Origin of the sequence: Pseudomonas sp. PS01299 (assembly GCF_029960145.1) — a bacterium.
In the GTDB taxonomy this organism is placed as follows: domain Bacteria; phylum Pseudomonadota; class Gammaproteobacteria; order Pseudomonadales; family Pseudomonadaceae; genus Aquipseudomonas; species Aquipseudomonas putida_A.
The window spans coordinates 1-11,820 of the sequence record NZ_JASCPO010000186.1; the positions used below are offsets into that span (position 1 = coordinate 1).

An 11,820-nucleotide genomic window follows, 5' to 3' on the forward strand; every position below is an offset into this window, starting at 1 on the left:
GCTCGCGATGGCGGTGTGTCATTCAGCAAAAGTGTTGCCTGATACACAGCCATCGCGAGCAGGCTCACTCCTACAAGGGATTTGTGGTGTTCTTGAAATGTGTGTGGGAATCTTGTCAGCCCTCGCACACTCAAGGATTGAATGTGAACGCCCGCCTCATCATCACCGCCCGGCTGATCTCCGATTTCGGCGCTTTCCTCAACATGGTCGCGCTGGCGACTTATGTTTACCTGCTGAGCAACAGCGCGATGAGCGTCGGGGTGTTCCTCGCCAGCCGCGTCGGCGGGGGGATTTTTGCCAGTCTGATCGGTACGCGCTTCTATCGGCGCTGGAGTGGCCGGGTGCCGCTGATTGCCTTCGATCTGCTGCGCGCGGCGTTGCTTGGCCTGCTGTTGATCCTGCCGCTGAGCCAGCAGGCGTTGCTGTTGCCGGTGATCGCTTTCGGCCTGGGTTTTGGCAATTCGATGTTCGCCATCGGCCTCAACAGCCAGTTGCCGAGGCTGATCGACCCGGCGCAGCTACTGAAAACCAATGCCTGGATCACCTCGGCATCATCCGCAGCGATGGTCGGCGGCAGCCTGGTGTCCGGCTTGCTGGTGGCGGCATTTGGTTTCGAAACGGTGTTTGCGCTCAACGCGCTGACCTATGTGCTGGCGGCGTTGTTGATTGCGCCGTTGCGCTTCGCCGTTGCAGAAGTCCGCGAACAATCAACCAGCGAACGCGGCGAATGGTCAGCTCTGAAACAAGGCCTGCGCACTGCTCCGGTGGTTGCGGCGATGCTCGCCGTGACCATGGCCGACACCTTGGGCAGCGCCGCGCACAACGTCGGATTCCCGATCATCTCCAAACTGCTGAACCCTGATTCGGCCAGCACCACGCTGGGTCTGATGTTGGCGGTATGGGCCAGCGGCAAACTGCTCGGCGCACGGATTGCCAGTCGCCTCAAAGACACGGATAACCGTGATCTGGAGCGACGGTATTTCCTCGGCGTGGCATTGATGTCCTGCGGTTTTATCCTGATGTTCCAGCAGCACAGCCTTTACGGTCTGCTGCTGTTTTCCCTGCCGGCGGGGCTGGGGGACGGTTTCTCCGAAGTCAGCCTGATGTCGCGTCTGCAGCGTGAACCGGAGCATTTGCGCCTGCCGATTTTCAGTTTCCTGACCTTGCTGCAAATGACCGGGTTCGGCGTCGGCATGCTGGTTGCCGCGCCGTTTTACGGCTGGTGGACACCGGGTACCGTGGTCATGCTGTTCCACGGCATCCCGCTCGGTACGCTGTTGACCGTGAAGCTGCTGGCGCTCAGGCGCGGGCGGGTTGCGCGCAGCAGCCCGACGCCAGTTCCTTGAGGATCGGGCAGTCGGGGCGATGGTCGCCATTACAGTGCTCGACCAGGTCCTGCAGGGTGTCGCGCAACTCGCCGAGCTCGCGGATCTTCTGGTTCAGCTCGTCGATGTGCTGACGCGCCAGCGCTTTCACATCGGCACTGGCACGCTGGCGATCCTGCCACAGGGTCAGCAGCTTGCCGACTTCCTCAAGGGAAAAGCCCAGGTCCCGCGAACGCTTGATGAACGCCAGGGTGTGCAGGTCATCGTCGCTGTAGACCCGGTAGCCGCTGTCGGTGCGATGGGCAGCCTTGAGCAGGCCGATCGACTCGTAATAGCGGATCATCTTTGCGCTCAGGCCACTGTGCCGGGCCGCTTGGCCGATGTTCATCGGTGCTCCTCCAGATCCTTCGGTTTCCAGGTTTTCAACAGTAGCGCATTGCTCACCACGCTGACGCTCGACAGCGCCATCGCCGCACCGGCCAGCACCGGATTGAGGAAGCCGAGCGCTGCCAGCGGAATGCCGATCAGGTTGTAGACGAAGGCCCAGAACAGGTTCTGGCGGATCTTCGCGTAAGTCTTGCGGCTGATCTCCAGCGCTGCCGGCACCAGCCGTGGATCGCCGCGCATCAGAGTGATGCCGGCGGCGTGCATCGCTACGTCGGTACCGCCGCCCATGGCAATGCCAATGTCGGCCGCCGCCAGTGCAGGGGCGTCGTTGATGCCGTCGCCGACCATCGCCACCACCCCGGTTTTCTTCAGTTCGGCGACGGTCGCGGCTTTGTCGGCGGGGAGCACTTCGGCATGAACATTTTCAATGCCCAGCGCCTCGGCCACCACGCGCGCGCTGCCACGGTTGTCGCCAGTCAGCAGATGACTGTGGATCCCTCGGGCGGCCAATTGCTGCACCGCTTGCAGTGCGCCGGGCTTGAGCGTGTCGCCGAAGGCGAACAGTCCGAGCACTTGCGGTTCCGGGCTTTGCTCGATCAGCCACGACAGGGTTCGGCCTTGGCTTTCCCAGGCCTTGGCGGACTCGGCGAGATTGCCCGCGCTCAGGCCGCTTTCTTCCAGCAAGCGCCGATTGCCCAGCGCCAGGCGCCGACCATCAAGCGTGCCAGCGATACCGCGTCCGGTCAGGGCCTGGCTGTCGCTGACATCCGGCACGCTCAGGTCACGCTCGGCGGCCGCGTCCAACACGGCTTTGGCCAGCGGATGCTCGCTGCCGCGTTGCAGGGCGCCGGCCAGTGTCAGCAGAGTATTTTCATCGCCATCCAGCGCACTGAAATGGGCGATACGCGGGGTGCCGGAAGTCAGCGTGCCGGTCTTGTCGAAGACCACGTTGTCGACTGCATGGGCACGTTCCAGCGCTTCGGCGTCCTTGATCAGAATGCCATGACGCGCAGCCACACCCGTGCCGGCCATGATCGCCGTCGGCGTGGCGAGACCGAGGGCACACGGACAGGCAATCACCAGCACAGCGACCGCGTTGATCAATGCGGTTTCCATAGGCGCGCCGTACAGCCACCAGCCGATCAGGGTGGCGAGGGCGATCAGCAACACGGTGGGCACGAACACTTGGCTGACCTTATCCACCAGTTTCTGGATCGGTGCTTTTGCCGCCTGAGCGTCCTCGACCAGACGGATTATCCGCGCTAATACACTTTCCGCACCGAGGGCGGTGGTGCGCACCAGCAGGCGACCTTCACCGTTGATCGCACCGCCGGTGACTTTGTCGCCCGGCTGTTTTGGCACAGGCAGGCTTTCGCCGCTGATCAGCGCTTCGTCGGCGTGGCTCTGGCCTTCAAGCACTTCGCCGTCTACCGGGAAACGTTCACCGGGTTTGACCAAAACCTGATCGTTCAGACGCAGGGCGCTGATCGCCACGTCCTGCTCGCGACCGTCGATGACCTGAATCGCCCGTTCCGGGCGCAAGGCTTCGAGGGCGCGGATGGCGCTGGCGGTCTGACGCTTGGCGCGGCTTTCCAGATATTTGCCGAGCAGCACCAGGGCGATCACCACGGCTGAAGCTTCGAAATACAGATGCGGCATGCGCCCGGCGGCGGTGGCCCATTCGTACAGGCTCAAGCCATAACCGGCGCTGGTGCCGAGGGCCACCAGCAAGTCCATGTTACCGGCGCCGGCGCGCACGGCTTTCCACGCGGCCACGTAGAAACGTGCACCGAAAATGAATTGCACCGGGGTGGCGAGGGCGAATTGCGCCCAGGCCGGAAGCATCCAGTGAATGCCGAACGGTTGCAGCAGCATTGGCAACACCAGCGGCAACGCCAGGGCGATCGCGCAGATCAGCGCCCAGCGCTCATGTTGCAGGCGCTGTTGCTGTTTATCGGTGGCGGGGAGTTCGGCTTGCCAGACGCTGGCCGAGTAGCCGGCCTTGCTCACAGCATCGAGCAGCGACTGAATATCGACCTGACCGAGCCATTCGAGGTGCGCGCGTTCGTTGGCGAGGTTGACGCTGACGCTCTTCACCCCGGGGACCTTGTTCAGGGCGCGCTCGACGCGACCGACGCACGAGGCGCAGGTCATGCCGTCGATACTCAGTTCCACCGTCTGCTGCGGCACGCTGTAACCGGCGCGTTCAACCGCCTCCATCAACGCCGGCAAGCTGTCGCCGGGCGCCTGGACGCGGGCCTGTTCGGTGGCGAGATTGACGCTGACGGCACTGGCGCCGCTGACTTTGCGCAACGCCCGCTCGACACGCCCGGCGCAACTGGCGCAGGTCATGCCGGCAATCGGCAGATCGAAAGTGATGGAATCGGACATCGGTCTTACTCCCTGTAGAAGATGCCTACAAGGATCAACCTTGCCACGCTGGCAAGGTCAAGCGCCAATATTTGACTCACTACAAAACCAGTGTGGGAGCGGGCTTGCTCGCGAAGGCGGAGTGTCAGTCAACATCATCGCTGAATGACACACTGCTTTCGCGAGCAAGCCCGCTCCCACAATTGGAGCTTTGCTTAGTATTCGAGGGCGGCAGGTCGCAGGTACAAGCCTTTCGCATTTGCCGCGATCCGGTATTTGAGCACATCGCCGGCCTTGAGCGAGATCTCCTGCGCGGGCGGCGCGAGCATGCCTGCCTGGCAACCCGGCGCCTGGCCAGGCAATTGCTTCAGACGAATGGAAAGCGTGCCGTGGGGCAGGTTGAACGAAGTAGTCTCTTCCTGCAGCAGGCGCCCAGCGAGTTGATCATTGACGTACACGCCAATCTCACAGGAAGTCGGCACTTCCAGACGCTCGCGCGAGATGATCAGAACGGCGTAGTCCTCACCGGTCGCGTTGGCCTGGGGCAGGGCGGCGAACAGGCTGAGCAAGCCAAACAGGCTGAAAGCTGACCAGCGCATGGCTGAATCTCCTGAATTTGAGTCATTGATGCACGCAGCTTGGCTGAGCGCGACGCCGATTGCCAGCCCGGCAGGTTTCTGCAGAACTTGACCTTGCCATGGTGGCAAGCTCGACACTGCCGGCAACCTCACTCAAAGGAGTCAAATCCATGCAAGTGTTCAACGTTCAAGGCATGTCCTGCGGCCACTGTGTCAAAGCCATCACCAGCGCGGTGCAAGCGAAGGATCCGGCGGCCAGCGTGCGGGTCGATCTGGCCGCGAAAGAAGTCGGCGTCGAGAGTTCGCTCAGCCCCGAGCAGGTGATCGAGGTGATCAGCGAAGAGGGCTACCGGGTAAAACTCGCCTGATAACGATAAATCCCCTGTGGCGAGGGGGCTTGCTCCCGCCGGGTCGCGAAGCGGCCCTTTTTTCCAATTGAAAAACACTGGGCCTGCTGCGCAGTCCAGCGGGAGCAAGCTCCCTCGCCACAGGTTTCAGATGTAGGTCATCTGATTTCTAATAGTTAGCGAGCTATCGGAATGTTCAAGGTGTCTCAGCGCGGCTAGACTGTCGGGCTGCCGACTTCTATCCCACCTGGATGCCTGATGAACTTCCGTACCATTCTCATTCTCGGTGCCTTGAGCGCCTTCGGTCCGCTGGCGATCGACTTTTATTTGCCGGCGTTCCCGTCGATGGCGCTGGCTTTTGGCACCGATGAAAAGCACGTCCAGCTGACCCTGGCAGCCTATTTCGCCGGTCTGTCGATCGGGCAGTTGTTGTATGGCCCGGTGGCCGACCGGTTTGGGCGTCGCCTGCCGCTGCTGGTCGGTGTCGGGCTGTTTACCCTGGCCTCGCTGGCTTGCGCCTACGCGCCGAATCTGGAATGGCTGATCGGCGCGCGCTTCGTTCAGGCACTGGGTGGCTGCGCGGGGATGGTGATTTCCCGGGCGGTGGTCAGCGACAAGTGTGATGCGGTCGGTTCGGCGAAAGTCTTTTCGCAACTGATGCTGGTGATGGGCCTGGCGCCGATTCTCGCGCCGTTGCTCGGCGGTCTGTTGGTCAACACCACGGGCTGGCAGTCGATCTTCCTCGCACTGACGGGCTTCAGCGCACTGGCCGGCCTGGCTGTGGCGTTGGGGCTGCCGGAAAGTCTGCCGGCCCACGTGCCGCGCCAGCCATTGTCCGGTGCGTTGCGCCAATACGGCCGGTTGTTCGGCGACCGGGTGTTTCTCGGCCACGCCCTGACCGGCGGTATCGCGGTTGCCGGGATGTTTTCCTACATCGCCGGATCACCGTTCGTCTTCATCAAACTCTACGGCGTGCCGGCCGAGCATTTCGGCTGGCTGTTCGGCGCCAATGCGGCGGGTTTCATTCTGGTGGCCCAGGTCAATGCGCGGCTGTTGGCCAAGCGCGGTCCGGCGTTCCTGCTGGCGCGCGCGGTGTGGGTGTATCTGTTGGCCGGGGTTTCTTTGCTCGCGGTCAGCTCGCTGCACACCCAGGCATTGTGGCCGCTGTTGATTCCGTTGTTCGTGTGTATCGCCAGCCTCGGCTGCATCCTGCCCAACGCAGCGGCGTGTGCAATGAACGGCCAGGGTGCGCGTGCCGGTAGTGCGTCGGCACTGATGGGCTGCCTGCAGTTCAGCGTGGCTTCCGGCGCGGCTTCGCTGGTGGGCGTTCTGCACGATGGCAGCGCCATGCCGATGGCCATGGTCATCAGCCTGTGCGGGTTGCTGGTGGTGAGCGTCGCGATGTACACCCGGCATTTGCAGAATGCCCGGGCGTTGGCGCAAGCACAGGCCGAAGCCTGACTGCCTCAGCCGACGGCGCGTTGCTGTCCGGGGTCGGGAATCCGATGGGGCGCGTGCAGGCGCGCTTCGAGGGTGCGGGTGAAGGCGAGCGCCTCGGCTTCACTGCGAAAGGTCACGGCGTGCTGGTCCAGGCGAACCTGCCATTGGGACTTTGCCACTTCTTTTATCAGGATCTTCATTACTGACCTCCCTTGTGTAAAAGATGCATCGCAGAGGCTTCGAGTGTAGACCTGAATACGATCGGATTTGTGACAACGATCAAGCATCTGACTGACGGCAAAAAATAGCGCCAGCCCTTGAAAGGGCTGGCGCTGATTACGACGTCCGGGTTTTCAGAAACTTTCTAAAACAATTTTGCCCTTGGCCTTGCCGCTTTCCAGCAGCTCATGCGCCCGGCGCAGGTTCGCCGCGTTGATCGTGCCGAAATGCTCGCCGACGGTGGTCTTCAACGTCCCCGCATCAATCAGCTCGGCCACGCGGTTGAGCAGGTCGTGTTGCTCGATCATGTCCGGTGTTTCGAATAGCGAGCGGGTGTACATGAACTCCCAGTGCAGCGACAGGCTCTTGCGCTTGAGCTGGCTCACGTCCAGCGACTTCGGATCGTCGATCAGCGCGAGTTTGCCTTGCGGGGCCAACGCCTCGACCAGTTGCTCCAGGTGCAGATCGGTCTGGGTCAGGCTGGCGACGTGGGTCACGTGATCGATGCCGGCGCGTTTCAGTTCTTCGCTCAGCGGCTGGCTGTGGTCGATCACCAGGTCGGCGCCCAGCTCGGTCACCCAGTCGCGAGTCTGTGCGCGGGACGCGGTGCCGATGACCTTCAGGCCGGTCAACTGGCTGGCCAGTTGGGTGAGGATCGAACCGACGCCGCCAGCGGCGCCGACGATCAGCAGGCTTTGACTTTCTTCGGTCTTGCCCTCACGGATCTGCAGGCGCTCGAACAGCAGTTCCCACGCGGTGATCGCGGTCAGCGGCAGCGCGGCGGCTTCGGCAAAACCGAGGGATTTGGGCATGTGGCCAACAATGCGCTCATCGACCACGTGCAGCTCGCTGTTGCCACCGGCACGGGCGATGGAGCCGGCGTAAAACACTTTGTCGCCGGCCTTGAACAGCGTCACTTCACTGCCGACGGCTTTGACCACACCGGCGACGTCCCAGCCCAGTACTTTTGCTGCGCCGTTTTCCGGCGCCACGTTCTGCCGCACCTTGGTGTCGACCGGGTTGACCGAGATGGCTTTGACTTCCACCAGCAGGTCGCGCGGGCCGGCGACAGGCTCCGGCAGTTCGATGTCTTGCAGGGATTTTTCGTCGCTGATCGGCAGGGAGGCGTAATAGGCGATGGCTTTCATGACTTGCTCCGTAACGGTAATAGAAGAAGGGCTCAGGCGATGGTGCCCAGGCGTTTCAATTGGAAGTGTTCGATGCAGTGGCCGGCTGCGGCCTGGAAGTTCTGAAAATGCGCGCTGGCGTTGTGCGCCTGCAGAATTTCCTCGCTGGCCCAGTGTTCGATCACATAAAAGGTCAGCGGATCGGCCAGGTCGCGGTGCAGGTCGTACTGGCTGCAGCCTTCTTCGGCGCGACTCGGCTCAACCAGTGCGCGCAGGGCGTTTTCGAGGGTGTCCTGCTGGCCGGGTTTGGCGATCAGGGTGGCGATGGCGGTGAATGCTTGGGACATGTGCGGCTCCAGTCGCGGGATAAATTTGCTTGAACCCATCATTGGCTATTTCTCGGCGCGATAAAACCGGCTAAAAGAGCAGTCTCTTTCAATGTTTTTTTGATAATCGAGGCTGAGAATGCTGCGTTTCGACGATTTGCAGTTGTTCGTTCGCGCGGCGGATCTGGGCAGTCTGTCGGCAGCGGCGCGGGTGATGGACATGTCCGCGGCAGTGGCCAGCGCCGCGCTCAAACGCATCGAACAGCAACTGGGCGTGCGTTTGCTGGCGCGCTCGACCCGCAGCCTGCGTCTGACCGCCGAGGGCGAAGGCTTCCTCGAATACGCGCGGGCCGCGTTGAGTTCGCTGGACGAAGGCCGGCGATTTCTCTCCAGCGCGCAGGATCAGGTCAGCGGCATCCTGCAGTTGTCGGCGCCTTCGGATTTCGGGCGCAACCTGTTGTTGCCATGGCTCGACGAGTTTCAGCGCGAGCATCCGAAGCTGACCGTGCGCCTGCTGCTCGGTGACCGGATCGCCGACCTGTTCCGCCAGCCGGTGGACATCGCCCTGCGTTATGGCGAACCCGAGGATTCGAGCCTGGTGGCCCTGCCCATCGCTCCGGACAATCGCCGCGTGCTCTGCGCATCGCCGGCGTACCTGGCGCGCCACGGCGAACCGCGTCAGCTCGAACAACTGGCGCAGCACAATTGCCTGCTGTACATGCTCGGCAGCCGCGTGCACGACCATTGGAGTTTTCATGACGGCAAACGTGAAGTCGGGCTGACGGTCAGTGGTGATCGCTTCAGTGATGACGCCGACGTCGTCCGGTTGTGGGCGGTGGCGGGGGCGGGCATCGCCTACAAATCGTGGCTCGATGTCGGCACGGATGTGCTCGCCGGGCGCCTCAAAGTGTTGCTGCCAGAGCTGCTCTGTGAGCGTGCTCCGCTGAATCTGTTGTGCGCCCATCGCGCACAATTGAGTAAGCCGGTGAACCTTTTGAGGGAGATGCTCGCCAGCCGATGCGCCGAATTGAGTAGTCAATTTCCCCATTTCCCGAAAGTTGATCATTAGTCGCAGGCAATTAGCGAAATTTCACTCAGGAACTATCACCATTCGTGTCAGCCACGGCGCAGGAAGCAGCGTGCATCCCGCTTATACTAGCGACCGCCTCAAACCTGCACCGATAACCGGTCAGGACTGAATCCGGCCGGTTTTTCAGAGCCGGGCGAGCGCTGCACAAACGCCGCGGACACTCCATTGACGGGTGCCGCAGCACCGGCCTGGCTTGCTCCGGTTCATGGCGTTTTACCCGTCTTGGCCGATGACCCATTACTGGTCAAGATGTCTTCGAGCAGTAGACGATACGATTCAACAGGGAGTGAATACATGGAACATGCACCTTGCATCAGCCAGATCGCCACGCTGCTGGCCGACCCCAAGCGCAGTGCGATGATGTGGGCGTTGATGGATGGCTCGGCACGCCAGACCGAAGAGCTGGCGCTGCTGGCAGGGTTGTCGCCATCTTCGGCCAGTGCGCATCTGGGGCGTTTGTCCGCCGGGGGCCTGTTGAAAGTCGAGGTCCGTGGGCGCAAGCGCTTTTTCCGTCTGGCAGCCCCGGAGATCGCGGCGGCCATCGAAGCGCTGGCCAGTGCCACGATCGCCAGCGCACCGCGGGAAATTCCTCACGTATTCAAACGCTCGGCACCGAGCGCCAATCCCCGGACTGCGCCGTCTTCACTGCTGCGTGCGCGCTTTTGCGATGATCATTTGGGTGGCACGCTGGCCGCCGATCTGTATCAGCGTCTGCTCGATGCCGGCTGGCTCGAACAGATCGAGCAGCGGGTCGTGGTGACCCTCAAAGGCTCGACGCAACTGGCCAACCGCGGTGTGTTCATCCAGGCCCTCGCTCATCGCAAGGCTCAGGTGGCGTGCGCCTGTCCGGACTGGAGTGAACGTCGCCCGCACCTGGGCGGTTCACTCGGCGCGGCGGTGCTGCAACTGTTCATGCAGTCCGGCTGGCTGGTGCTGCCCAAGGACTCCCGAGCCTTGCAAGTGACCCCGGCCGGGCAGCGGGAAATCCAGCGGTTCGCCAAGGAAACCGAGCTGGAATTGGCGTAATAGAGCGTTCGCCGGCCGACACTTCGACGCTGGCGTCGCCTGTGACTGCGAACAGGTCGTATCCAGAAAAAGCGCTGAGGCGTTATCGCGCACACTCGATCCGCACACATTGCGGAGGGGATGGGCATGGATACGCGAGACTTCAGCGCGGCAGAACGCCTGGAACGGCTGCCGCTCAGCGGTTATCACCGGGTTATTTTCATCATCATTGCCCTGGCGTTCTTTTTCGACTCCATGGACTTGGCCATGATGACGTTCCTGCTCGGCTCGATCAAAACCGAGTTCGGCTTGAGCAGTGCACAAGCCGGCCTGCTCGCCAGTTCGAGTTTTTTCGGCATGGTGCTGGGGGCGTCGTTATCGGGGATGCTCGCCGATCGTTTCGGGCGTAAACCGGTGTTTCAGTGGAGCATCGTGTTGTGGGGCGTGGCCAGTTATCTGTGTTCGACCGCGCAAACGGTCGAGAGCCTGACGCTGTTCCGGATCCTGCTGGGGATCGGCATGGGCATGGAGTTTCCGATTGCACAGTCGATGCTTTCGGAGTTGATCCCGGCGCAACGGCGCGGGCGTTACATTGCATTGATGGACGGTTTCTGGCCGCTGGGTTTCGTCGCCGCCGGGGTGCTGTCGTACTTTCTGCTGCCGCTGATTGGCTGGCGCGATATCTTCCTGGTGTTGGCGGTGCCGGCGGTGTTTGTGCTGGCGATCCGTTTCTTTATCCCCGAATCACCGCGCTGGCTGGAGCAAGCCGGACGCCATGAGGCGGCGGACAAGGTCCTGAGCGCAATAGAGGCGCGCGTGCGCACGTCGCTCGGGGGGGCGACGCTGCCGGAGCCGGTGCGCCTGCCAAGAACAGTGACGCCGCCGGGCAACTTCTTCTCGGCGCTCAAGCAGATCTGGTCGCCGCAATATCGCCAGCGCACCACGATGATCTGGAGCCTGTGGTTTTTCGCTTTGCTCGGTTTCTACGGGCTGACATCGTGGCTCAGTGCGTTGTTGCAACAGTCGGGTTTCGCCGTGACCCAGTCGGTGTATTACACCGTGCTGATATCGCTGGGCGGGATTCCCGGGTTTCTGATGGCGGCGTGGCTGGTGGAACGCTGGGGGCGCAAACCGGTGTGCATCGTGACGTTGCTCGGCGGCGGAGTGATGGCGTTTCTCTACGGGCAGAGTGCGGTGTTCGGCGGCAACGTCGCGTTGCTGATCAGCTCGGGGCTGCTGATGCAGTTTTTCCTGTTCGGCATGTGGGCGGTGCTCTACACCTATACGCCGGAGTTGTACCCGACTTCGGCGCGGGCCACAGGCTCGGGCTTTGCCTCGGCGATTGGCCGTGTCGGCTCGTTGCTCGGGCCGCTGGTGACCGGGCTGGTGTTCCCGATTACCGGGCAGGGCGGGGTGTTTGCGCTGGGCGCGCTGTGCTTTGCGATTGCGGCGGGGGTGGTGTGGCTGTTCGGGATGGAGACGCGGGGCAAGACGCTGGAAGAGCTGACTGAAGCAGAGATCGCTGGTTGAACACAGCACCCTGTGGGAGCGGGCTTGCTCGCGAAGGCGGTGTGTCATTCAACCAATATGTCGACTGACACACCGC

General features: G+C 62.3%; 12 protein-coding genes. 6 read left to right on the top strand and 6 right to left on the bottom strand.

Annotated features, from left to right (window positions below):
• Positions 1–143 precede the first annotated feature (143 nt).
• Positions 144–1,346 carry an MFS transporter gene (locus QMX91_RS23680; RefSeq protein ID WP_282413467.1) on the top strand — a complete coding sequence of 401 codons (1,203 nt, stop codon included), beginning with the start codon at positions 144–146 and terminating at the stop codon, positions 1,344–1,346.
• Here QMX91_RS23680 and cueR read toward each other — a convergent pair.
• The 3 genes from cueR to QMX91_RS23695 form a co-directional block, all read right to left on the bottom strand.
• Complete coding sequence (gene cueR / locus QMX91_RS23685) at positions 1,300–1,713, bottom strand: Cu(I)-responsive transcriptional regulator (RefSeq protein ID WP_007962968.1); 414 nt, start codon at positions 1,711–1,713, stop codon at positions 1,300–1,302. The two genes, QMX91_RS23680 and cueR, sit on opposite strands and share 47 nt — an antisense overlap.
• Positions 1,710–4,103 (bottom strand): copper resistance metal-translocating P1-type ATPase CueA, encoded by a 2,394-nt coding sequence (gene cueA / locus QMX91_RS23690; protein WP_282413468.1) that lies wholly within the window; start codon positions 4,101–4,103, stop codon positions 1,710–1,712. The genes cueR and cueA overlap by 4 nt, the downstream gene beginning before the upstream one ends.
• 194 nt (positions 4,104–4,297) lie before the next feature.
• Complete coding sequence (locus QMX91_RS23695; protein ID WP_098967073.1) at positions 4,298–4,681, bottom strand: hypothetical protein; 384 nt, start codon at positions 4,679–4,681, stop codon at positions 4,298–4,300.
• A 149-nt stretch (positions 4,682–4,830) separates the two neighbouring features.
• Between QMX91_RS23695 and QMX91_RS23700 the strand changes: the two genes are divergently transcribed.
• Positions 4,831–5,028 (top strand): cation transporter, encoded by a 198-nt coding sequence (locus QMX91_RS23700; protein WP_095138221.1) that lies wholly within the window; start codon positions 4,831–4,833, stop codon positions 5,026–5,028.
• A 237-nt stretch (positions 5,029–5,265) separates the two neighbouring features.
• The gene (locus QMX91_RS23705; protein WP_095138222.1) at positions 5,266–6,468 is read left to right on the top strand and encodes a multidrug effflux MFS transporter; all 1,203 of its coding nucleotides are present in this window, start codon (positions 5,266–5,268) and stop codon (positions 6,466–6,468) included.
• Positions 6,469–6,473: 5 nt separating this feature from the next.
• On the opposite strand, the gene QMX91_RS23710 is transcribed toward QMX91_RS23705, so the two are convergent.
• The 3 genes from QMX91_RS23710 to QMX91_RS23720 all read right to left on the bottom strand — a co-directional run bounded on the left by QMX91_RS23710 (position 6,474) and on the right by QMX91_RS23720 (position 8,140).
• Positions 6,474–6,647: a hypothetical protein gene (locus QMX91_RS23710; RefSeq protein WP_166496092.1), complete on the bottom strand. Its 174-nt coding sequence runs from the start codon at positions 6,645–6,647 to the stop codon at positions 6,474–6,476.
• A 153-nt stretch (positions 6,648–6,800) separates the two neighbouring features.
• Complete coding sequence (locus QMX91_RS23715; RefSeq protein ID WP_282413469.1) at positions 6,801–7,814, bottom strand: zinc-binding alcohol dehydrogenase family protein; 1,014 nt, start codon at positions 7,812–7,814, stop codon at positions 6,801–6,803.
• 32 nt (positions 7,815–7,846) lie between these two features.
• Positions 7,847–8,140, bottom strand: a complete 294-nt coding sequence (locus QMX91_RS23720) for a putative quinol monooxygenase (RefSeq protein ID WP_135294897.1) — start codon at positions 8,138–8,140, stop codon at positions 7,847–7,849.
• Positions 8,141–8,258: 118 nt separating this feature from the next.
• On the opposite strand from QMX91_RS23720, the gene QMX91_RS23725 reads away from it, so the two are divergent.
• From QMX91_RS23725 to QMX91_RS23735, 3 genes are all read left to right on the top strand, one after another.
• Positions 8,259–9,188, top strand: a complete 930-nt coding sequence (locus tag QMX91_RS23725; RefSeq protein WP_027613634.1) for a LysR family transcriptional regulator — start codon at positions 8,259–8,261, stop codon at positions 9,186–9,188.
• 315 nt (positions 9,189–9,503) lie between these two features.
• Positions 9,504–10,235: a helix-turn-helix transcriptional regulator gene (locus tag QMX91_RS23730; RefSeq protein WP_097089938.1), complete on the top strand. Its 732-nt coding sequence runs from the start codon at positions 9,504–9,506 to the stop codon at positions 10,233–10,235.
• A gap of 126 nt (positions 10,236–10,361) precedes the next feature.
• On the top strand, positions 10,362–11,744 hold the full coding sequence (locus QMX91_RS23735) for an MFS transporter (protein ID WP_134785375.1): 1,383 nt from the start codon (positions 10,362–10,364) through the stop codon (positions 11,742–11,744).
• Positions 11,745–11,820: the final 76 nt, after the last annotated feature.

Coding starts and splice junctions, on each gene's coding strand:
- QMX91_RS23715 (WP_282413469.1), bottom strand. CDS start 7,814: ATGAAAGCCATCGCCTATTACGCCTCCCTGCCGATCAGCGACGAAAAA.
- cueA (WP_282413468.1), bottom strand. CDS start 4,103: ATGTCCGATTCCATCACTTTCGATCTGCCGATTGCCGGCATGACCTGC.
- QMX91_RS23695 (WP_098967073.1), bottom strand. CDS start 4,681: ATGCGCTGGTCAGCTTTCAGCCTGTTTGGCTTGCTCAGCCTGTTCGCC.
- QMX91_RS23725 (WP_027613634.1), top strand. CDS start 8,259: ATGCTGCGTTTCGACGATTTGCAGTTGTTCGTTCGCGCGGCGGATCTG.
- cueR (WP_007962968.1), bottom strand. CDS start 1,713: ATGAACATCGGCCAAGCGGCCCGGCACAGTGGCCTGAGCGCAAAGATG.
- QMX91_RS23700 (WP_095138221.1), top strand. CDS start 4,831: ATGCAAGTGTTCAACGTTCAAGGCATGTCCTGCGGCCACTGTGTCAAA.
- QMX91_RS23705 (WP_095138222.1), top strand. CDS start 5,266: ATGAACTTCCGTACCATTCTCATTCTCGGTGCCTTGAGCGCCTTCGGT.
- QMX91_RS23710 (WP_166496092.1), bottom strand. CDS start 6,647: ATGAAGATCCTGATAAAAGAAGTGGCAAAGTCCCAATGGCAGGTTCGC.
- QMX91_RS23735 (WP_134785375.1), top strand. CDS start 10,362: ATGGATACGCGAGACTTCAGCGCGGCAGAACGCCTGGAACGGCTGCCG.
- QMX91_RS23730 (WP_097089938.1), top strand. CDS start 9,504: ATGGAACATGCACCTTGCATCAGCCAGATCGCCACGCTGCTGGCCGAC.
- QMX91_RS23720 (WP_135294897.1), bottom strand. CDS start 8,140: ATGTCCCAAGCATTCACCGCCATCGCCACCCTGATCGCCAAACCCGGC.